19 protein-coding genes are annotated in these 22,598 nt (G+C 62.2%); 6 read left to right on the forward strand and 13 right to left on the reverse strand.

Annotated features, from left to right (window positions below; translation table 11 throughout):
• Positions 1-1,584 carry a methylmalonyl-CoA carboxyltransferase gene (locus tag BVU17_07475; protein AUG47367.1) on the reverse strand — a complete coding sequence of 528 codons (1,584 nt, stop codon included), beginning with the start codon at positions 1,582-1,584 and terminating at the stop codon, positions 1-3.
• 1 nt (position 1,585) lies between these two features.
• On the reverse strand, positions 1,586-2,329 hold the full coding sequence (locus BVU17_07480; protein ID AUG47368.1) for a beta-ketoacyl-ACP reductase: 744 nt from the start codon (positions 2,327-2,329) through the stop codon (positions 1,586-1,588).
• A gap of 217 nt (positions 2,330-2,546) precedes the next feature.
• On the opposite strand from BVU17_07480, the gene BVU17_07485 reads away from it, so the two are divergent.
• From BVU17_07485 to BVU17_07510, 6 genes are read left to right on the forward strand one after another with little or no spacing between them, the layout of a single operon-like run.
• Positions 2,547-3,710: an alpha-1 4-glucan-protein synthase gene (locus BVU17_07485; protein AUG47369.1), complete on the forward strand. Its 1,164-nt coding sequence runs from the start codon at positions 2,547-2,549 to the stop codon at positions 3,708-3,710.
• Between the two features lie 55 nt (positions 3,711-3,765).
• Positions 3,766-4,950, forward strand: a complete 1,185-nt coding sequence (locus BVU17_07490; GenBank protein AUG47370.1) for an iron ABC transporter substrate-binding protein — start codon at positions 3,766-3,768, stop codon at positions 4,948-4,950.
• Position 4,951: 1 nt separating this feature from the next.
• Positions 4,952-6,574, forward strand: coding sequence for an iron ABC transporter permease (locus BVU17_07495; GenBank protein ID AUG47371.1), 1,623 nt, complete (start codon positions 4,952-4,954; stop codon positions 6,572-6,574).
• A complete protein-coding gene (locus BVU17_07500; protein AUG47372.1) occupies positions 6,574-7,704 on the forward strand; it encodes an ABC transporter ATP-binding protein in 1,131 nt (376 codons plus the stop codon). Before BVU17_07495 ends, BVU17_07500 begins: the two co-directional genes overlap by 1 nt.
• Complete coding sequence (locus BVU17_07505; GenBank protein ID AUG47373.1) at positions 7,701-9,707, forward strand: hypothetical protein; 2,007 nt, start codon at positions 7,701-7,703, stop codon at positions 9,705-9,707. Before BVU17_07500 ends, BVU17_07505 begins: the two co-directional genes overlap by 4 nt.
• A gap of 9 nt (positions 9,708-9,716) precedes the next feature.
• The gene (locus tag BVU17_07510; protein AUG47374.1) at positions 9,717-10,298 is read left to right on the forward strand and encodes a hypothetical protein; all 582 of its coding nucleotides are present in this window, start codon (positions 9,717-9,719) and stop codon (positions 10,296-10,298) included.
• Between the two features lie 32 nt (positions 10,299-10,330).
• On the opposite strand, the gene BVU17_07515 is transcribed toward BVU17_07510, so the two are convergent.
• The 11 genes from BVU17_07515 to BVU17_07565 form a co-directional block, all read right to left on the reverse strand.
• Complete coding sequence (locus BVU17_07515) at positions 10,331-11,044, reverse strand: glycosyl transferase family 2 (protein ID AUG47375.1); 714 nt, start codon at positions 11,042-11,044, stop codon at positions 10,331-10,333.
• Between the two features lie 49 nt (positions 11,045-11,093).
• Positions 11,094-11,870: a hypothetical protein gene (locus tag BVU17_07520; protein AUG47376.1), complete on the reverse strand. Its 777-nt coding sequence runs from the start codon at positions 11,868-11,870 to the stop codon at positions 11,094-11,096.
• Between the two features lie 431 nt (positions 11,871-12,301).
• A complete protein-coding gene (locus BVU17_07525; protein AUG47377.1) occupies positions 12,302-13,354 on the reverse strand; it encodes an ArsR family transcriptional regulator in 1,053 nt (350 codons plus the stop codon).
• A gap of 175 nt (positions 13,355-13,529) precedes the next feature.
• Positions 13,530-14,906, reverse strand: a complete 1,377-nt coding sequence (locus BVU17_07530; protein ID AUG47378.1) for a sugar ABC transporter substrate-binding protein — start codon at positions 14,904-14,906, stop codon at positions 13,530-13,532.
• A gap of 275 nt (positions 14,907-15,181) precedes the next feature.
• Positions 15,182-16,246: a glucose dehydrogenase gene (locus BVU17_07535; protein AUG47379.1), complete on the reverse strand. Its 1,065-nt coding sequence runs from the start codon at positions 16,244-16,246 to the stop codon at positions 15,182-15,184.
• A 40-nt stretch (positions 16,247-16,286) separates the two neighbouring features.
• The gene (locus BVU17_07540; protein AUG47380.1) at positions 16,287-17,363 is read right to left on the reverse strand and encodes an oxidoreductase; all 1,077 of its coding nucleotides are present in this window, start codon (positions 17,361-17,363) and stop codon (positions 16,287-16,289) included.
• Between the two features lie 29 nt (positions 17,364-17,392).
• Complete coding sequence (locus BVU17_07545; protein AUG47381.1) at positions 17,393-17,596, reverse strand: hypothetical protein; 204 nt, start codon at positions 17,594-17,596, stop codon at positions 17,393-17,395.
• 1 nt (position 17,597) lies between these two features.
• Complete coding sequence (locus BVU17_07550) at positions 17,598-18,794, reverse strand: sugar ABC transporter ATP-binding protein (GenBank protein ID AUG47382.1); 1,197 nt, start codon at positions 18,792-18,794, stop codon at positions 17,598-17,600.
• Between the two features lie 4 nt (positions 18,795-18,798).
• Complete coding sequence (locus BVU17_07555) at positions 18,799-19,800, reverse strand: sugar ABC transporter permease (protein ID AUG47383.1); 1,002 nt, start codon at positions 19,798-19,800, stop codon at positions 18,799-18,801.
• Position 19,801: 1 nt separating this feature from the next.
• Positions 19,802-20,782: an ABC transporter permease gene (locus BVU17_07560; GenBank protein ID AUG47384.1), complete on the reverse strand. Its 981-nt coding sequence runs from the start codon at positions 20,780-20,782 to the stop codon at positions 19,802-19,804.
• Positions 20,783-20,860: 78 nt separating this feature from the next.
• Entirely contained in the window at positions 20,861-22,390 is a 1,530-nt protein-coding gene (locus tag BVU17_07565; protein ID AUG47385.1) for a sugar ABC transporter substrate-binding protein, read from the reverse strand.
• Positions 22,391-22,598 lie beyond the last annotated feature (208 nt).

Raw genomic sequence — 22,598 nt, forward strand, 5'->3', positions numbered from 1 at the left:
TTACAGTGGGATGTTGCCGTGGTCTTTCGGCGGTGTATCCTCGCGCTTGCGCTGCAGGAGGTCGAGGTCCTGAATGAGGCGCTTGCGCGTCTCCTTCGGTTCGATGACGTCGTCGAGATAGCCCCGCTTCGCCGGCCCGTACGGATTGGCGAACTCGTCGCGGAACTCGTCCATCAGTTCCTGCCGCTTGGCGTCCGGGTCGTCGGCCTCCGCGATCTCGTTTCGGTAGAGGATGTTGACGGCACCCCGCGGCCCGAGCACGGCCATCTCCGAGCCGGGCCAGGCGTAGTTCACGTCGCTGCCCAGGAACTTCGAAGACATGACGATGTACGCGCCGCCGTAGGCCTTCCGTACGACGACCGACAGCAGCGGGACCGTTGCCTCGGCGTAGGCGTAGATGAGTTTCGCGCCCCGCCGGATGATGCCGTTGTGCTCCTGGTCCGTGCCGGGCATGAACCCGGGCACGTCGACGAGCGTGAGGATGGGGATGTTGAACGAGTCACAGAAGCGGACGAACCGAGCCGCTTTCTCTGCCGCGTCAATGTCAAGCGTCCCCGCGCTCACGCGTGGCTGATTGGCGACGACGCCGACCGACTGGCCGTCCATCCGCGAGAACCCCACCACGACGTTGCGTGCCCAGTTGCCGTGGACCTCGAAGAAGGAGTCTTCGTCAACGATGGCGTCGATGACCTTCGTCATGTCGTAAGGCTTGCGTGGGGCCGAGGGGACGATATCGGTCACGCCGGGAATCTCTCGCTCAGGGTCGTCCCACGGCTTGACTCGCGGCGGGTCCTCCATGTTGTTCGCCGGGAGGTACGACAGGAGTCGGCGGATGTTTTCCAGCGCTTCCTCCTCCGATGGGTACGAGAAGTGAGCGACACCGGATTTGGTGGAGTGAGAGCCCGCACCGCCGAGTTCCTCTTTCGACACCTGTTCGCCGGTCACCGTCTCGATGACGTCCGGCCCGGTGATGAACATGTGGCTGGTGTCTTGCACCATGAAGGTGAAGTCAGTCAGCGCCGGGCTGTAGGTGGCTCCGCCGGCACATGGCCCCATGATCGCGGATATCTGGGGGATGAGACCACTCGCCTTGGTGTTGCGCTCGAATATCTTGGCAAAGCCCACCAGTGAGTCGACGCCTTCCTGAATGCGCGCGCCGCCGGAGTCGTTGAGTCCGATGACCGGGACACCGTTCTCGATGGCCCGGTCCATCACTTTACAGATTTTGTCGGCGACGACTTCGCCAACGGACCCACCCAGTACGGTGAAATCGTGTGCGAACAGGAACACCTTCCGACCGTCGACTTCACCGTAACCGGTAACAACCGCATCACCGGCGAACCGTTTCTCTTCCATACCGAAGTTCGTCGACCGGTGCTCGACGAACGGGTCGACCTCGTTGAACGTCCCATCGTCGACGAGAAAGTTGATGCGCTCGCGGGCGGTCATCTTGCCCTTCTCGTGCTGGGATTCGATACGAGCTTCACCGCCTCCGAGTTCAGCTTCGGCCCGTTTCTGTCGCAACTCTTCGACCGCGTCGTCAGGTGCCCCAGTCTCGTCTTCTGGTTCTTCCTGTTGACTCATCCTACCACTCCATCCCGCCGTTGACACCAAGTACCTGTCCTGTCATGTAGCTCGATTCCTCGCTGGCAACGAACCGCACGATGCCAGCGATGTCTTCAACGCGCGCGAACCGGTCGAGCGGAATCTCCCGCAGAATCTTTTCCTGAACGCGTTCGGGCACCTCCTCCAGCATATCGGTCTTGACGAAGCCCGGCGCAACGCAGTTCGCGGTTGACCCCGTGTGTGCTAACTCAAGTGCGAGCGTCCGTGTAAAGCCAAACAGCCCCGATTTCGTCGTCGCGTAGTTAGCCTGCCCGATGTTCCCTTGCTGACCGACGACGCTAGAGATATTTATCAGTCGGCCGTGCTCGGCGTCGCGAATGTCGTCGTAGAAGGCTTTCGTCCCGTTGAACACGCCGCCAAGGTTGACATCGATTACCGTCTCCCAGTCGTCGCGGCTCATGTTTTCGAACTTTTTGTCGATAGTGATTCCAGCGTTGTTGACGAGCACGTCTGCGGACCCGAACTCGTCGGCCACCTTCTCACGCATTGCCCGGACCTCATCGAGTTTCGCCACGTCGGCCTGGGCCGCGATAGCGGTGCCGCCCCCTTCCCGGATGTCCTCGACGACGGCGCGGGCTTCCGCGTCCGAGGACCGATAATTAACGACGACGTTAGCCCCGTGAGCACCGAGATCTTTGGCGATTCCGCGGCCGATACCACGTGAGGACCCAGTGACGACACAGGTTTGATTGTCCAGGTTCATTCGTGGTTGATGGGAGCCCTGTTGCTTCGTACGCTCATCACCTAATCTGGCAAAGCACAGCCAAATAACAGTTCGCCTTATACAACATTAAACGTCGAATTTAGAATATAATGATGCTGCTAGTACACGAGAAGTGACGGCTAGAAGACAGACTCACGAGGGTAGCAAAGAAGAACGCCAAATCTTTTAGGATGGCCTAAAGAGATACGGCCAGCACATGACAGCCGACATCTGCGTAATGGTGCCGACGATTCGAAACCACGAGTGCATGCGGTCGTACTTCCAGAACGCCCGGGACCACGGGTTCGATCTGGACCGACTGTTCGTCGTACTCATCACCGAGGACTTCTGTGACACCGACGCGATGGAACAGATGCTCGACGAAGAGGGCGTTGACGGAGCCGTCTACGACGGAACCGCCCGCGAGGCGTGGTTTGAGGCCCACGGCGCGAGCGGATACTCGCATCTTATCCCCGAAGCAAGCCACGCACAGACCTCGTTTGGCCTCCTGTACATGTGGGCCAACGACTACGAGTACGGTGTGTTCATCGACGACGACACGCTACCACACGATGACGCGGACTTCTTCGGGACGCACATGGAGAATCTCGCCTACGAGGGCGAGATTGAGACGGTCAGTTCCGACGAACAGTGGGTCAACGTCCTCTACCAGAACGAGGACGAACACGGCCTCTACCCGCGTGGCTACCCCTACGCCGCAATGGACGAGACGGTGTCGACTGAGCAGAGCCGCGTCGATGACGTGGTCGCCTCGCAGGGCCTCTGGACGAACGTGCCCGACCTCGACGCTGTTCGCATTCTGATGGACGGCGACCTGCAGGGTCAGGCCCAGACCCGTACGACCGGGGCAGACTTCGACGATGACTTCGTCGCCGCAGAGGGACAGTACCTCACCGTCTGCTCGATGAACCTTGCGTTCCGTCGCGAGGTCATCCCGGCGTTCTACCAGCTCCCGATGGACGACAACGAGTGGGACGTGGGCCGCTTTGACGACATCTGGTCCGGCGTCTTCCTCAAGCGGGCCTGTGACGTGCTCGGTAAGCAGATCTACAACGGCGACCCGCTGTGTGAACACAACAAAGCGCCCCGCTCTACGTTCTCGGACCTCACCAACGAGGTCCACGGGCTCGAACTCAACGAACACGTCTGGGAGATCGTCGACGACGCCGGCGCGGACGCGGACTCCTACGCCGAAGTGTTCGAGGACATCGCCGTGGCGATGGCCGACGGCGATTTCAGCGACTGGGAAAACGGTGCCTTCCTTAACTACTGCGGCGAATTCATGCTCGACTGGCTGGCATGCCTCGACGAACTAGACGACGCCGCGGCGGAACAGGTCCCCGCAACCGCCGACGACTAGAAAGGCATAAGTTGTTTAGGCAACCCTAAATCAAATAATGAGTGATTCTAACGATATGACGGGACGTAACGCAACGCAGTCACGACGACGCTTCCTCGCCCTCAGTGGCACCACCGCGACAGCGGCGATTGCCGGCTGTTCCGGTATTCTGAGTGGGGGCGACGGCGGCGATGGTGGAAGCGACGGTGGGACCGGTGCTGGGACCGGTCAGCTTTCCCTCTCGGACTTCCGTGGCTCCGGCCCGCTGGTGGCACAGCGGGACGCTCCCGGCGGGACCTCAATCGAGGAGCTGCCGGACCTCAGCGGCGAACTGACGCTGTACCTCGGTGGTGGCGAGGGCGGCCTCTACCTCGACCTCATCGAACTGTTCGAACAGCTGTATCCTGATTTCTCTGCTAACCACCGGCTCGAAGCATCCAGTGACCTCGCAAACACCATCATCGAGGAGAACGAGGCGGGCGCAAGTCCAGCAGACGTGTTCATGTCGATCGACGCTGGCTCACTCGGTGCCGTGGCAAACGCTGGCGCGACCGCGAGCCTCCCCGAAGAGGCGCTGTCGACGGTTCCGGACGCGTACCAGGACAGCGAGGGCCGCTGGGTGGGCATCGCCGGCCGCGCCCGAGCGATTCCGTACAACACGAACCAGATCTCCGAATCCGACATCCCGTCGACGGTTCAGGAGTTCCCGGAGACCGCTGCGCTCGAAAACAGCATGGGCTGGGCCCCGAGCTACGGCGCGTTCCAGTCGTTCGTCACCGCGATGCGACTCATCCGCGGCGACGACGAGACGATGTCGTGGCTCCAGGCGATGCAGGACCACGGCATTAGTACCTACGCCGACGAGTTCCGCGTCTCAAACGCCTGCGCCGACGGGGAACTGACCGCCGGCTTCGCTAACCACTACTACACGCTTCGAGTTCAGTCTGCCCGCGAAAGCTCGCCCATCGGCCTCGCGTTCACCGAAGGTGATGCCGGGGCACTCGTCAACGTCTCGGGCCTCGAAATCATCGACGGAACCGACAACGCAGACCTGGCAGCGAACTTCGTCCGGCACGTCCTCTCGGCGGAGGCACAGGAGTTCTTCGCCACCCGGACGTTCGCGTATCCGATGATTCCGGGCGTCGCACCGGTCGGTGACCTGCCGCGTATCGACGACCTGAACCCGCCGGATATCAACCTGAGCGAACTGGCTGACGTGGCCGGAACCGTTGACTTACTTCGAGACGCTGGCGTCCTCTAATATGGGCACAAAAGACCGCTACGAGCGGCTTCGGGAGCAAGCGACCACGTCGGAGCGAGACTCGTCTCCGCACACGCTGCTCGCAGTGGTCTCGCTGGCAATCTCGCTGCTGTTACTTGCACCGCTGGTATGGGTGTTTCTCCGGGCGGGTGAAATCGAGTTCGGGCGTGCGGTGGAACTACTCACGAGCGACACGACTGTCTCGGTGACGCTGAACACGCTAGCGCTTGTGACTGGTGTCACCGTCGCGTCGATTCTCATCGGCGTCCCGCTGGCGATTCTCACCGCCCAGACGGACCTGCCGTTCAAGCGGTTCTGGACGATTACGTCCGCGCTGCCGCTGGTCGTCCCGAGCTATATCGGGGCCTTCGCGTTCGTTTCGGCGTTTGGCCCTCGCGGCGTCCTCGCGGACCTGCTTTCGCCGCTCGGCATCGAGCAGATACCGACGATATACGGCCTGCACGGCGCGATACTTGTGCTGACACTGTTTACGTACCCGTACGTGTTCCTGACCACGCGCGCGTCGCTGCTGTCGTTCGACGGGACTGTGGTCGAGGCCGCCCGGACACTGAATCACACGCGCTGGGAGGCGTTCCGCCGTGTCACGTTGCCACAGATCGCGCCGGGCATCGCGGCCGGTGCCCTGCTGGTGGCGCTGTACACGCTTTCGGACTTCGGAACACCAGCGATTATGCAGTACGACGTGTTCACGCGGATGATATACAACGAATTCGGTGCTCGCCGGCTGGACTACGCCTCCGTGCTCTCGATGCTATTGCTTGTGATGGCGCTTGGTATCCTCGCCGTCGAGTCCCGCCTCAGCGCGGGGCGAGACGGAGCCTACGTCAGCAGCGGCTCGCGCCGGCCCGGTCTCATCAGGCTCGGCTACTGGAAAGCCCCGGCACTGCTGTTTTGCGGCGCTATCGCGTCGCTGTGTCTGGTGCTTCCGGTCGGCATCTTGCTCCAGTGGCTCCTCCGTTCCGGCACGGGCTACAGCGGTGGCGGTTTCACCTTCGATGCGGCCTACGCCTGGAACTCGGTCGGCCTCGCCGCAGCCGCGGCGGCCATCTGTGTCGTGGCAGCGCTCCCGATAGCGTATCTCTCCGCGCGCGGTAGTTCGGGCTTCTCGTCACTCCCCGAGCGGGCCACGTACGTCGGCTACGCCGTCCCCGGGGTCGTGCTCGGCCTGGCGCTCGTGTATCTCGGGCTCCGGTACGTCCCGTTCCTGTACCAGAGTGTCATCCTGCTGGTGTTTGCCTACGTGATTCGGTTCCTCCCGCAGGCCGTCGGGACGACCGAATCCTCGATTCTGCAGGTCGATCCGAGCTACATCGAAGCGGCGCGGTCCCTGGGCTACCACCCACTCTCGGCGTTTCGGAAAGTCGTCTTACCACTCGTTGCCCCGGGAATCGCCGCCGGGGCCGCGCTAGTGTTCCTGACGACCATGAAGGAATTGCCGGCAACGCTGATGTTACGCCCGACGGGCTTCGAAACCTTCGTCACGTACATCTGGCTCGTCCAGGGTGCCGGCTACTACGGACAGGCGGCGGTCCCGGCTCTCGTGCTCGTCGGCCTCTCCGGACTCTCGATGCTGGTCATTCTTCGACGGGAGGACACAAGCTAATGTCTCGACAAACACGCACACAGCAAACATCGGACTTCGACGACGTGGACGCGGCGGTAGCGAACCCGGACCGGACGGTCCTGGAACTGGACGACGTCTCCAAGGACTACGGTCACGAAGTCGCCGTCGAGAACCTATCACTCGATGTGAAAGACGGCGAACTGCTGACACTGCTGGGGCCATCCGGCTGCGGGAAGACGACGACACTCCGGATGATTGCCGGGCTGGAACGCCCCTCTGACGGGCAGATATCGATCGCCGATGAAGTCATCGCCGATGGCTCCTCGTTCCGGAAGCCAGAGGAGCGCAACATCGGGATCGTCTTTCAGGACTACGCGCTGTTCCCGCATCTCACCGTCGCCGAGAACATCGCTTTCGGGCTGACCGAGATGGACGAGCAGGCCGTCGCCGAGCGGGTCGACGAACTGCTCGAACTGGTCGACCTCTCGTCCCATCACGACAAGATGCCGAGCCAGCTTTCCGGCGGCCAGCAACAGCGCGTTGCGCTCGCGCGCTCGCTGGCCCCGGAACCGGATGTCCTGCTGCTCGACGAACCGTTCTCGAACCTCGACGTGCGCCTGCGCGTCGAGATGCGCGAGGAGGTTCGCAAAATCCTGAAGCGGGCCGGCGTCACCGCCATCTCAGTGACCCACGACCAGGAGGAAGCCCTCTCGATAAGCGACCGCGTCGCCATCATGAACGACGGGACCATCGCTCAGGTCGGTGACCCCGCTGAAGTGTTTGAAAACCCCGAGAGCCGCTTCGTTGCGAGCTTCCTCGGGCAGGCGAGTTTCCTCTCGGCCCGGGTGACCAGCGATGTCATCGAGACTGGACTGGGTTCGTTCGACATCGAGTTGCTGAACGGGCCGGTCGAGGCGTACAACGGCGCGATGGTGGACGTGCTGGTCCGGCCGGACGACCTGCAGGCGATGCCAACAAACGAGTCCCAGGCCGACGGCTACGTCGTTCACCGCCAGTACAACGGTCCGTCGTTCGTCTACCGGGTCGAACTCCACAGTGGCGACGTCGTCCACTGCATGCACAACCACGTCGAGACATTCGAACCGGGCCAGCCGGTCGAAGTTGATCTGGTCGCCGACCACGACCTGGCCTGGTATCCGACGGAATGACGCGACTGCGCCGGCCGGGGGTACAGGCGGGGCTGATAGCGTTGCTCGGCGGGCTCGCCGTCTTCACGCTCGCCCACGTCGTCTTTCCCCATCATACAACCAACCATGACGAAGGCGTCTACCTCCAGCAGGCCGCCATGCTGCTCGAGGGGCAACTGTTCATGTACCCGCCGGTCGAGGAGTCGTTCCGACCGTGGTTCTTTGTGGCCGACGGTGAGCGGTTGTATCCGAAGTACGCCCCGGTTCCGGCGGCGATGTTTGCCGTCGGGAAACTGCTCGGCGGCTACCGCGTTGCGCTCGGCCTGATTGGGACCGGCGTCCTTGCGCTAACCTACCATACCGTCCGCGAGGCGTTCGACGCCCGGACGGGCGTGGTGGCGACCGTCCTCATGGTCGGGTCGCCGCTGTTTCTCATCGAGGCCTCGGTGTTTCTCTCCTACGTGCCGACGACGCTGTGGAACCTCGGCTTCGCCGCGGCGTATCTCCACGCCGACCGGACCGGGAGCCGGAAGACGGCGGCAGGTGCCGGCCTCGCTATCGGCGTCGCCTTCTTCGCGCGGCCGTACACCGCAGTGCTGTTTGCAACGCCGTTTATTATCCACGCGCTGTGGACGCTCCGGACGCTCGACCCGGCGTGGTTCACGCGCCTGTCACTGACTGCCGTCGGCGGGCTTACCGGTGTCGCCGCGACGCTTGCATACAACCACGTCGTCACCGGCTCAGCCCTGCTGTTCCCGTACGAAGTGTTCGCCCCGCAGGACGGGCCGGGCTTTGGCCACCGGGAGATTCTGGGCTACTCTCGGGAGTTCACGCCGGCGATGTCGCTGGACGCCAACGCCGAACTCCTCTGGAAGCTTCTCACCCAGTGGGTCGTCGCCGGGCCGCTGGGGACGGCGGCAGCAGCTATCGGGCTCGGGGCCGTCGTGCGTCGCGGAATAGACGGCCGGCAGGCGGCGCTGGCCGGGGTCCTCCTGACGGTCCCGCTCGGCAACGGCTACTTCTGGGGCACCGTGAACATGCTCGGCGACCTCTCGGACCCGACAGACGGCTTAGTCGCTTTCCTCGGGCCGTTTTATCACGTCGATATGCTCGTCCCGCTGACGGCGTTCGGTGCCGTCGGGGTCGTTACCGTTGCCCGATGGACACGGCTGCTGGTAACCGAGCGGGTCAGCGCGGATCGGGTCCGTCCAGTCTTGGTCACTGTGGCGCTGTGTGGCGCGGCGCTTGGCGGCGGCGCGGCCGTCACAACAGCGGCCGAGCCGGTCTCGGACAACTACGAAGTGACCCAGCAGCTAGAGCAGGCTTACACGCCTTTCGAGGAGCGAGACCTCGACAACAGTCTCGTCTTGCTCCCGACACCGTACGGCGACTGGCTGAATCATCCGTTCCAGTCGGTTCGTAACGACCCCGGCTTCGACGGCGACACCGTCTACGCGATGCAACACCGCCAGTTCGAGGTCATCGACGCCTACCCCGACCGGACCTACTACCGCTACGCGTTCCGCGGCGAGTGGGTCCCGTATCTGGGGCTGCCCGTCGAGCCGCGGCTCCAGCCGGTGTCGGTCGCAGAGGGCCGGACGGTCCGGACGGATGTATCGGCGTCAGTTCCCGAACAGGCCGCGCTGGTCTCCATCCGGCTCACAAGCGAGGGTGAGAACGACTACGCGACGGTTACCGGGACCGATACGCTGGACTTGCGGCTCTCGACGGACCGCGACCGGACGCGGCTCACCGGCGACGGCATCGAGGACCAGGTCAGCGTCCCGACGCCGGCGGACGGGACAGTCACGCTCATTATGTTTGTCGACTACGGTACTGGTGCGGGGTTCGAGTACCGGGCGGAACTCCCGGTTTCCCAGACGGACAACGGCGTGCGGGCGCTGACACCGCGACTCGAAGTCTGTAAGGATCAGCGCCGCTGCGGCGGCGAGGCAGCCTACGTTCCGGGCACACACCGCGACGGAATCAGCATGAACGCGACCACAACAGCCGAAACTACGTGATCCGTACCGATGACTGACTACGAACTCACCAGACGCGACGCGCTGAAAGCCCTCGGTGCGGCGGGCGTCACCGTCGGCGGCGCGGCGGCGCTCGTCTGGAACGAATCGGGAACCGACAAGAGTGCCGAGTCAGCCGAGAAAGACACTGAGACGGCCGAATCGGAGTTCGGCGACCACGAGCGCGAGACGTATCATGCCGTCGCCACTATTGTCTATCCGAGCGAGGTAACGGGCGTCCGGGAATTCGTCAACAGCTACGTCACCAGCCGGGTCGAGGCAGACCCTGAGCGAGCGGCAGAAATGACGACCGCCGTTGCGGACCTCGACGCTTACACCCGAGAATGGGAGGACACAGTCTTCACTGCGTTGGACACAGAAACGCAGGAAGAAACGCTGCGGGGAATGGGCGTTAAGGCTGCCGACCCGGAGCCACATGGCGACCCGAGGCACCGCGTCCGCTACTACCTCGTCAACGACCTCCTGTTCGCGCTGTACAGTTCGCCGACCGGCGGCGAGCTTGTCGGAATCGAGAATCCGCAGGGCTACCCCGGCGGAACGAGTAGCTATCAGCAGCCACCGAACGACCGATAAGCCGGGACCCGTCGCCGATTACGTCGGCGGTGTTACCGGAACCGTTCTTCGAGCGCAACCCGGACGATCGACTTTGCGATGGCGGCCCCGCCGGAGAACGGGTCGAGTTTCGTCTCACCTTTCCGCTCGTCGTACTCGATAGGGCGTTCACGCACGTCGTAGCCGCGCATCAGTGGCCGCATGAGCAGTTCCGCCGAGAGCCCGGTGTTCTCGGTCCAGACGATCTTCTGGAGGACCTCGCGGCGGTAGGCCCGCATTCCGGTAGTCGTGTCGTGGACGCGCTTGCCCATGAGTACACTCGCGAGTAGGGCGAACAGCTCGTTCCCCAGCTTGTTCATCGCCGGCATCTGCTCGGCCCCGTAGTACAGCCGGTCGCCGCTGACAACGTCGGCCCCGTCGTTTATTTCTGCGAGGAAATCGGGGAGGCGTTCCATCGGATACGTGTCGTCACAGTCCGTCGTGACGACGACCGGCCGGTCCGGCGTCAGCACGGCTTCGCGGACCGCCACACCGTATCCCTGCGGTTCCTGTTCGATGACTGTTGCACCGTGTTCGCGGGCGATTTCCGGCGTCCGGTCACTGGAGCCATCGACGCAGACGACCTCGGCACGCCCGTCGGTCACTGTCGCGATATCGTCGAGAACAGTGCCGATTGCTTCTTCTTCGTTGTACGTCCCCATGACGACCGCGAGGTCGTCAAACGTGTAGCCGGCTGAATTTTCAGCCCGCGAGCCCTGAATAGCCATTGCTCATCCGTCAGAACCCACGGTTCTTGAATGTTTAGGTTTGCCAAAATCAGTGATCGTCGAGATACATTTCTATCGGGGTTGCATCCTCCCAGAGGTGCGTAAACAGGTCCCTCGCCCACGAAATAGCGCCGTCCGTCTCCGAAATAATCTTCGCCGACGGCCAGGCCCCGTCGAGTTCTGGGAGCGTGATAATCATCCAGTTGTCGGCGACGGCGAGTGCGTACGGGACCGGCGTGACACGAACAGTCGTTTCCTCGAACCGAGTTATATCGAGCGAGACGGACTCCGTGTCGAGCATCTCGTCGATTACAGCACAGCTGACCACGAGCCGCGACTCGGCGTTGTCCGGCATCGCCGCCTCGTACTCGGGGTGGTAGACGGGCGAGATGACATCGCAGTGAGGGACGCTCTCGACGCGGGACACGACTTCCCGGACCGGTCGGTTGATATCGGTTTGCGTGCCACGGATGACCGTGTAGTCACCAACTTCAGGCAGGCGACACCGGAACGGCTGTGGTAGCACTGACGTGTCATGAGCCTCCCAGTACTGGAGGTCGAGAGCGAGGAGTTCCTCAAGCCGTTGCTGGCGGTGAATCGTATCTGCGACGAGGCGGCCGGTACCGGTGAGTCGCCAGCCGTCGTCCGTTGAGGTGACTATGCCGCGGCCTTCGAGGTTCGAGAGCGCGTCGTAAATCGCTGATTCGCTTGCAGTAACTGCTGACAGCAGTTCGTTGGTGGCCTTGGCCCCGGGACACAGCGCGCCGATGATGTCCGTCCGGACAGACGACGTTCGGACGTACTGAATTAGCGATTCTACGCCCATACTGTCCCCATGTTCTGTAGCTCATAGTTTTCGCACATATCAGTTTCCATTTGTAACGGAATTCTCTTCGAATAGGACACTATTCTCTCGGGCATGGGATATTATTGCAGCCAATGTGTCCATCTTTTTTATCGCTCACGACGCAGAGACTGTTGCTGTCCACGTAAGACCACGTCCCCGCTGAACGCAATGGAGCACGTTGGTCTTGTGGAGTTGCCACGTTCGGGCCGGGCGATGTCGTGCCTCTGACATATATCGCCAGCCCGAAGGGTCATGCAATCACCGTGGGTTGCCCGCCCACGGTGCTCATTGTCTCCGCTGTCGCCTCGTCCAGGCAGGTATTTACTACGGACTACTCTCTCTTGGCTCCGTATCGACTGTCCGCAGTCTGGCAGTCACCGTGAAAACCAGCCTCGGCCGATAGTAATGGGTCAGTTCTCGGGCGGTTCGTCTGTCCCGATCCGAATCTCGTAGGCCTCGATATCTTCGAAGGCAGCGACCTGCCCACCGACTTCGACCGGCCCGTCAGCCGTTTCAACGACCAGCGTCGCGACCTCGCGGTTCGAACTGAACGACGCCTGGTCAACTTTGCCTTCAACGACCCGGTGGTCGCCTGTCTCGACATCCCGGCCCTCGATAGTCGCGTAGAACTCCCCGTCCAGCGTCACCAGATCGGAGATACAGCGCCTGATCGTCCCGTAGCGGCGCGGGAACGGCAGCCCGTCTCCGTCGCTGGCGATCGTTTCAGCGGTCGTCCACAGCACCGTGTTGAGGAACCCGGAGACCAGGAACCCGAGTTCCGACCGATTGAAGATGACGCCGTATCGGTCCGTGTCACCGCGGACGCTCTCACGGGTCGCGTACATCGAGTAGTTCCCATCGGCGACGGCGACGACCGGTGTCGTGATACCGCGGCGGGCCTTCACCGTGGTCGCGATGGACTCGTAATCGAACCGCGCTGGGTCGGGCGCGTCCACACCCGGTGAAATGAGAATTTCAATAGCGATGCCGGACTGCTTCCGGGCCGCGAGTCTGTCTTCGAACCGCTCCAGCAGGGCCGGGGTCAGAGACAGCGTCAGTTCGTACTCGGCCGTCTCGATGATATCTTCGAGGTACCGGAGTATCGTCGGCCGAGATTTGACGAGTGAGACGGCTTCGGGCTCCCGTGCAGGAGCCGTATAGCGCGAAGAGAGGTCGTCGACGAGATCATCGAGTGAGTCCTGTATCCCCTCGAAGGCTTCCCGCGGGTCGATAGCCAGAACTTTCATCGGCCGGGACTCCTTGAGTTCGACCAGCCCGACGTCGCTGAGGCTCCGGACCGTATCGTACACTCGCGGCTGTGGAATGTCCGTGTTCTCCGATATCTCCGACGCTGTCAGCTCACCGTGTTGTAACACGGCCAGGTAGGCTGAAATCTCGTACTCGCCGAGATTGAACCGCGCAATTACCTGTTCGAGCGATGCTTCCAAGTCGTCACTAGACATAGTGGGGCGTTTGCGAGTCGAGTACTAAGAACTTCGGCACTCTCTTCAGCAGACAGTTTCAGGACCAGGCGCGTGCCTCTCCGCTATCGTTCGCTGTCCCATCACAGCGACCCGCTACCCTGTAGACTCGATTGTTCGAGTCGCCACGGCGAAAAATGTGCGCTGTCGGTGTGGTTTAGTAGGCGTTGGAGATCTGAGAGACGACATCTGCGGGCGCAGCACCGGAGTTCAGTGATGAGATAGCGGATTCGAGCGAGGACTTGACTGCCGGCGGTGCGGCCAGGCCGTGTGCCACAGACGGCGGCTGAGCATCGCTGTTCTGGAAGTCTGCTATCTGATCCTTGGAGAAGTCGTTGAACGGGTCGGTGTTCACGTCAGTTCGCGGCGGAATCGACCCCTTCTTCGGGTTGAAGATCTCCTGTGCCTCGGCCGTGCCGACGAACCGGCACCACAGCGTAGTCGCTTCCGGCGACGGGTTGTTGACCGGATACGGGAACGAGTCCATGTTGAGTGCGTAGTAACCGTCGGTACCCGGGAACGTCACGTGGTCCCACTCCTCGCCGTACGCGAGGTCGTTCGTAATGTACGTTCCGGCCGCCCAGTCTCCCTGGTGGAGGAACGCCGCTTCGCCGTTGATGACCTGGTTGTTGGCCTCGGTCCAGGAAATCGAACCGGCGTCGCTCGGGATGTAGTCGAGATAGGACTGTGTGGTCTCGACTGCCGACTCCAGAGCGTCGCTGTTGGCGTCGACCTCACCGTCGACGAAGATAGCGCTGTAGGTCTCGGCGTCCGTTTCGCCGAGGAGAACAGTCGCAAACATCTGGAAGCTGGACCACGGCGCACCGGTCTGGTGTGCCATTCCGGTGTAGCCAGCATCGCTGACCGTTGCCAGCGCGTCGACGAGGTCAGACGGCGTTTCGAGGGCTGTCGGGTCGACCCCGGCGTCCTCGACGACCTCGACGTTGTAGAAGAGGTTGTTGATCCGGTGGATGTTGAGCGGGACCGTCACGTAGTTCCCTGCGGGCTGGGCCGCGTCCTTGACACCCTGGAGATATGCGTCCTCCATGCTGTTCTCTGACCACACGGAGTCGCCGATGTCCTTCAGCAGGTTCGCATCGGTGAAGGGGAGCAGATTGTTTCCGGGCCAGGACTGCCACGTACTCGGATGGTTGCCGTTCTGCACCCGTGTCCGGATGTTCGCCTGCAGGTTGTCACCCGCACCACCGGCGATGAGGTTCTCGTCGAACGGAACGTCGGGGTGTTGCTCCTTGAAGGCGTCCATAACGGACTGAATCGCTTCGAGTCCGTCGCCTTCGCCCCACCAGTGGGCGACTTCGAGCGTCCCATACTGTGGCCCGCTGTCGGTACTGTCCTCACCGCTGCTGCCGTCGCCACTGGTACCGTCGCCGCCGTCACCGCTGCTGCCGTCGCCGCTGCTGCCATCACCACCGTCACTCCCACCGCAGCCAGCCAGCGAGGCCGCACCTGCTGCGCCAGCAATCCGAAGAGCGTTACGCCGCGTCAACCGTTTATTTGAGTTGTCGTCAGTCATGGTTGCACCAATACCTCATAATTCCTTATTGAAGATTCGCACTTAATACTTCTGTATAGCAAAAGTCACCATTTGACATTCGTATCGATCCCGGTAAATCATCTATATCCCACGATTTCTCGGGTTTGAGCGGGCGAACAAATTAATCGTATGTGAGTAAATACCTCACTATCTTACATCTGTGAGATTACATTTACCCGACATATCCGCTTTGAGATGAGGTCTATCCGGGTATATTGGGACAAAAAAGCTCGGGCGCGGTTCGGCCCGGGGACTTACAGCGAATCGAACTCGACGACTGCTTTTATCTGGTCGTCCCCGTCTGTGAAGGCCGCCTCGACGTGCTCCGGGTCGGTAACCGTCGTGACCAGATCGTCGAGCAGCCATTCCGGAAGGTCCTGTAAGGTCTCGACGGCGTCCTCGAAGTGCGAGACGTGTGAGTTGACAGTCCCGATGAGACACTTGTTGTGCAGGACAATCTCGTTGTGGAGCGAGCCGCCATCGACTTCAAATTCCCACGGCTCCGGGATGCCGAGCAACACGCCGACCCCGTTCTGGTCGAGCGCCTTGACCGTCTGGAACGCGTGCGGGGCGAACCCGGTTGCCTCGTAGACGTAGTCCATCGCCTCGTAGGTCTCCGGGAGTTCATCCACCGGCGTCTCACGGGAATCGACGTACGTGCTGCCTATCTCGTCGATGATGTCGACCGTCGGGTCGGGCCGGTCGCGCCGACCGACACAGTACGTCCGGTCGTACTCCTGTTCAAGCATCCACAGCGTCAACAGTCCGAGCGAACCGTTCCCCAGCACGCAGGCCGACTCCGGCCGCCAATCGAATGGCTCCCGCGTGGCGTAGGCGTGCTCGTTTGCCTTCTCGGTAATCGAGAGCGGCTCGACGAGAAAGCCGTAGTCCGCGACCGCTTCCGGGACGGGGACGAGGAAATCTGCCGGCGAGGTGAAATACTCGGCCATGAAGCCGTGGTCGCCGACGATGCCACGTTCCGTGTACTCGCCGTCCGGAGCCATGTCGGGTTCCCCCCGACGGAAATACTCGTTCGTTTCGCCGTTCGGTTTCCGCCGGACAGTCGGCGCGACGACCTGCCCCGCCTCGAGCCCCGTGCCATTGGGCTCTTCGACGACGCCGACCGCCTCGTGTCCGAGAACCATGTGGTCCGCCCCGTCGGGGAACCCGCCGTGGGACCCGTTCAGGACTTCGTGGTCTGTGCCGTCAACACCAACGCGGAGTGTCCGGACGAGTGCCTCGCCCGGGTCAGGCGACGGTCGCTCCCGCTCTAGGAGCTGTGGGCCGTCGTCGTCCCGCGTAACACCAATCACTTTCATGCCAGGCAGAGAGTGAGAACACTGGGGATTAAGTCTTTCTTCAGGTCTCTGTCTCGCTGACGCTGACAGCCGCGCCAGTTTCGCTGGAGCGGTAGATTCCGTCCATCACGCGCTGGACTCGCAGCGCCTGCTCGACGGTGTTTACCGACGGTGGCGACCCGTTCCGAACCGCAGAGACGAACCGTTCCTGCTCCGTTCGCTGTGGGTCCGACCGCTGTGTCTCGACATCGGTCGTCCGATGGTGCATCCGGCCGGTGTCGGCCGTCTCAAACAGTGTCAGCGACTGGTCCGCGAGGTCGAGTTTTGCGCCCGCGTCAGTTCCGCGGACGTAGTACTCCTGACTGTCCGGCCGGTTCGCCGCCCACGCCACCTCCAGGGATATCGTCGTGCCGTCATCACAGCGGATGAACGCACTCGCGGAATCGTCCACGCTGAACTCGGCTGCACCGTGGTCCGCGCCCCACATCTCGACGTACGCGTACTCCTCGTCGACGCCGAACTGGGCGCGGGTGTCACCCGACACTTCCACGACGGCTGGATGACCGGCAACGTGCAGCGACAGGTCGATAGCGTGGGCTCCAATGTCGATGAGTGAGCCGCCGCCGGCCACGTCGTTGCGCGTGAACCATGACCCTCGTCCTGGGACGCCGCGACGCCTGATGTAGTTCGCCTCGATATGAGACACATCGCCTATGTCGCCCGCGTCGCGGTAGCCCACGAGCGTCTGAACCGGGTCGGCAAATCGGTTGTGGAAGCCGACCATACAGAACCCGTCTGCCGCTTTGGCGGCCGCGGCGATCCGCTCGGCGCTTTCGAGCGTGTGTGCAAGTGGTTTCTCGACGAGCACGTCCAAGCCCGCCTCAAGCGCCGCTACGACGTACTGCTCGTGGTATCTGTTCGGCGTCGTCACCAGCGCGGCATCGACGGACCCGAACATCGCCGACGCCTCCTCGTACACTGCCGCGTCGTACGTCTCGGCGAACCGGCGGCGCGCATCGGCATCGACGTCGACGCCCGCCGTTATCGAGACCGGTTGGTCGAGCTGACGGAGGTTCGTACAGTGGATATCCGCGATGTTCCCCAGTCCGATGATGCCTATGCGAACGGTCTCAGTCATGATTTTCGAAGAGTGCGGCCGGAAGCGGATTAATACAACTGCTGTTCACGCTCTTCGCGTTCCTCCTCCTGTTTCTGCTTGGCCTTCTCTCGCCGCCGGCCGCGCCGATACTGGATGATGCCGGGGACGATTTTGTTCTTCAGGTCGAGGACAAACGACACGATACCGTAGGCCCAGAAGAAAAACAGTACGAGCATCCCGCTCCAGTACAGCATCGCGAGGTGGCTGCTCATATCAGTCGTCTGATTCTACTTCGCTACTTGATGCAGTGCTTTCGGCCTCGTACGGAATGAGGTCGTGGACAATCGCCTCGCCGGTGGCCGAGTCGAACAGGTGGACGTTCCGTCGGTCGATGACGACCCCGATCTCATCGTCTTCTTCGAGATCAGAGTCGGGGTCGATGCTCATCAGTAGCTGGTCGTTCGTCGCCAGTTCCTGCGACATCGACGTTTCGCCGTCGCCCAGCAGCAGGTAGGCGAATATCTCGTCGCCCATGGGTTCGAGAATGTCGGTCCTCGCGGTAATCATTCCCGATGGGTCAGGGACCTCCGACTTGAGGTCGCCCGGATAGATGTCCTCTGGGCGGATACCCAGCGTCACGTCGTCACCAACTCCGACACCTTCGATGGACGATGGGTTGAACGCAAGCGAGAAGTTCGGCGTCTCCAGGGCGTCCTCCGTGACCGTCCCCTCGACGAAGTTCATCGACGGCGAGCCGATGAAACCGGCGACAAAGAGGTTGTCCGGCTCGTTGTAACAGGTCAGTGGCGGGTCGATCTGCTGGAGCTGCCCCGAATCGAGGACGGCGATACGGTCGGACAGCGTCATCGCCTCCTCCTGATCGTGGGTCACGTAGATGATGGTCGTGTCCAGCTCCTTGTGCAGGCGCTGGAGTTCCGTCCGCATGTGGACCTTGAGCTTCGCGTCAAGGTTTGCCAGCGGCTCGTCCATCAGGAACACGTCGGGCTCGCGCACGATGGCGCGGGCGATAGCGACGCGCTGACGCTGTCCGCCGGACATCTCCTCGGGCATCCGGTTGAGCATCCCCTCTAGCTGGACGATATCCGCGGCCCGCTCGACCCGGCGGTCAATCTCGTCCTGTGGGTAATCCCGTAACCGCAGCCCGAAGGAAATGTTGTCGTACACGTCCATGTGCGGGAACAGCGCGATGTTCTGGAACACCATCGCGATTCCGCGGTCCTTCGGTGGCAGGTTCGTCACTTCACGGTCGCCGATGTATATCTCACCCTCGGTTGGGATGGTGAGCCCGGCGATGGTCTCCATCGTGGTCGACTTCCCACAGCCGGATGGGCCGACAAAACAGATGAACTCGCCGTGGGCGATATCGAGGTTCATGTCGTCGACCGCGGTGACCACGTCACCCTGGTCGTCGTAGCGTTTCGTCACGTGTTCGAGTTGTACTCGTGCCATTGTGTTACTCCTTGAGTGCGCCTGAGGTCAGTCCGCTGACGATGCGTTCCTGTGCGACGATCACGAGGATGACGACGGGGAGAACCCCGACGATGCTCGCGGCCGCCATGAGGTTGAACTGGGTCGTGTACTGGGTCTGGTAGCTGAGAATCCCGCCGACGATAGGCGACCATTTGGCCGCCTCCGGCGAGGTCGCCATGATAGAGCTGAAGAAGTACTCGTTGTAGACGGCGATGAACGTCAGCACGGCCGCGGTCGCCACGCCCGGCGCGGACAGCGGCATGATGACGCGGAACAGCGCGCCCAGTCTCGTCGTTCCTTCGACCCGCGCGGCGTCCTCCAGCCCGTCCGGAATCTGGCCGTAGAACGTCGTCAGGATGAAGATGGACAGCGGCATAAACAGCGCGCTGAACGGCAGTACCATCGACCCCGGCGTGTTCAGTAGCCGCGGTGGGGTAAACAGCGGGATGGACGTGAACGGTACCGTAATCGGCGCGTTGCCGGCAAACGCCTGGAACAGCGGTATGACGAACGCAGCCGGCGGGAAGTAGCTGATCGCCAGGATACCGAGCATCAGCAGTGCGCGGCCGGGGAATCGGAGACGGCCGAACACGTAGCCTGCGAGGCTCGCCACGAACAGCACGATGACCGTCGTCGTGACCGCCAGCGCGAAGCTGTTCAGCATGTACAGGTGGAAGGGAACCTGCTCGAAGACGGTGACGAACGCACCCGGATTGAACCCCTTAGGGACCGGCAGCGGGAACGTCCCGCTGACGCCAAAGAGGTTCACCGTGGGGAGGAAGCTCCCGGCGAGTAAGTTCCCCTCGGGGGTCACCGCCAGCACGACGAGCCAGTAGAAGGGGAACAGCGTCGTCACCAGGAAAAACACCATCGCCGCGTAGAACAGCGCCCGGTACACCTTGTCCGGGTTCTTGATGGCGCTCTGTGTCCACCGCTGTAGCGGCCCGTCGCTCGACTGCTCTTGGGTGTCAGTTGGCGTCGCCATGTTAGATCGCGTCCTCCCCTTGCCAGACGATGAGTCCCATCACGACCGTCCCGATGATGGCGGCCGTCACGAACGCGATGGCCGCGGATGTCCCCTCGCGGGTGGTAAACGTCGCGACGACCATACACGACAGCGATGGCACGACGGTACAGCTCGACACCGTGTCGATGATGCCGTACACCCGCATCGCCTGTACCGACCGGAACAGCACGGCAACGCCGATAGTCGGCAGGATGAGCGGGAACGTGATGAGCTTGAACTGCTGCCACTTCGTCGCCCCGGCGACCCTCGCCACGTCGTACAGGCCCCGGTCGATGCTCTGCAGCCCAGCCAGAATGAGCAGGGCCATGAACGCCGACGTCTTCCAGATGTCGGCGACGATGATGATAAACGTCGCACTCGGCGTGTCGTTGAGCGTGTTCGTCGGCGCGAGCAGGCCGAGGTCAGCAAGCGGTGGCGTCAGGAACCCGACGTTCGAGTTGAACATCAGGAAGAAGATCATCCCCTGAATGACGATTGGGACGGCCCACGGGATGATGATCGCCGCCCGAATCCACCGCCGGCCATAGAAGTCCTGGTCAAGGATGAGCGCCTGCCCGAGACCGATGAGCGTCTCGAAGAGCACGCTCACGACGGCGAAGATTATCGTGACGACCAGTGCGCTGTTCAGCAACGCACTCATGCCAAACCCTTCGGGCAGGAACGTCGTTCCGCCCGGCAGGAACCGGTTTTTCTCACCGGTGAACAGCTCGATGTAGTTCCCAGCGCCGACGAAGGTAGTGCTCGAAAAGTCCGCCGAGAGCGCGAACAGCGACAGCTCGAAGGTCCGCAACAGCGGGTACAGCGCGACGATACCCAAGAGTACGAACACGGGAATCAACAGCAGATACGCGTACTGCGTGTCGCTGAGGTTCTCCATCCACCGCATCATGCTGACGAGTGCCCCCGAGCGTCTGGATTCACGGCCGGTTTCTGTACTCATCTGGTTACCTCCGTCCGTCGTTTGAATGTGTCATGGTAAATAATCACAGGGATGGTTTTGTAACGCTTGCCTGTGGCTTCAGGTTTGCTCGGTCTCTTCCAGCGCGGACTCAAGCGTCGCCATCGCGTCGGCCGAGGAGGCTTCCTGACCGACTGCGCGGTTCGCTTGCTGTGCGATCTTGCTGGACTGGTCGCTCCAGACAGCCGTCACCGGGCGCGGCATCGTGTTGTTACCGGCGACCTGCAGGGTGTCCATGTACCGGCCAACGACGGGCACGTTCTGGGCCTCGCTGGAGTTGAACAGTTCGGGCCGCGGCGGCAGCCATCCCTGAACGGACAGTAGCGTGAGCTGGAAGTCCGGCTGCATCGCGGCGCGAATGACCTGCGTCACGGCGTCTGTGTTCTCACTGTTGGGGTTGACCGTCATGTGCCAGCCACCGAGCGCAGCCGTGGAGCCGCCCGTGCCGGGCTGTGCCGCCTCGCTTTCGGGCACGGCGTACGGAATCGGCATCGCACCGAGGTTTTCGCCGAGCGCCGGATCCTCTGTTTCCTCTGGGTCACGCCCGCCGAGTGCCAGCGAGTAGGGCCAGTTCCGGTGGAAGACGGCGTTGCCGTTGACGAACGGCGCGCGAGCGTCTTCCTCCTTCCAGCCGAGGATTTCGGTCGGGGTGAAGCCGCCGCCGTACCCCTCGAACTGGCCGCCGAAGTCCTCGCCGTGGACGAACTTCCGCATCATGTTCAGCGAGTTGATGACCTCTTCGTTGTTGACCGTGATCGGCCGGTCGCCGATGGGGCCAAAGAGGTTGTCGCGGCCGCCGAAGTACGCGCCGCCCCACGAGGACATAACCTCGTTGAACGTACAGCAGGAGGTCCCCTCGTAGATGTCCCACTGCGTGGTGAAACCGAAGTCGACGTCGGCGTTGTCGTAGGTGTCCGCCGCGATGTTCGACCACTCCTCCCAGGTCATCGGCTCGGTCGCCCAGTTGTTGCTCTCGGGGCTGTAGCCGGCTTCCTCAACGAGGTCCTTGCGGTACTGCATCGTCGGGAAGTCCGGGAACACCGGGACGCCGTACAGGTTCCCGTTGCTCGGGTTCCGAGCCGTGTCGGTAAACGCCGAGAAGTAGTTGTCCGAGACATCCGAGAGGAGTTCCTCCGGCAGCGTTTCGGAGAGGTTCTGGAGCTGTCCCCGCTGGATGAAGATGTTCGTCCAGCCGTTGTCCATCAGGAACATGTCCGGGTTCGTCTCGCCGGCCGAGAGCAGTCGGTTGTAGTTCGCCCGAGCCGCACCGGTGTCCTGGTCACGGGGGACGAATTCGATCTCGATGGAGTCCGGCAGGCCGTTGTCGTGGAGAGCCTGCTTGATTGCGGGGCCGTTGTTCTGGACGGCCACCGGGTCGAAGCCCCACTGCACGGTCGTCGCCTCCCCGCCGCTTCCGTCACCGGTCGATCCGCCGTCGCCGCCGCCACCGCCGCCTCCGTCGCCACCGCCGACGAAGTCAGCACAGCCTGCTAGTCCGCCGACAACACCTGCTGCTCCGGCGGCACGGACGAACCGTCGCCGGGAGACGCCTGTTGAGTTCCGCTCGCCGCTTGTGCCATTGTCCGACATATCTATTCTGAGCTATCCCGGACGCACCTTAAAGGTTGTCCATAATTAACCACAGGTGTTGTTAACTGTCGGCCTCAACCCAGAAGAAGTGATATATTTTTGACCAGTAGCCATTGTATAAATCTTTCAGTATATATATGCACGGATAAGTCAAACAGCCGTTTGCTACACGGAGGCCCTCAAACGCGCAAACTGAACGAAAGTTTAC

It is taken from the genome of Haloarcula taiwanensis (genome assembly GCA_002844335.1).
Classification (GTDB): Archaea; Halobacteriota; Halobacteria; order Halobacteriales; family Haloarculaceae; genus Haloarcula; species Haloarcula taiwanensis.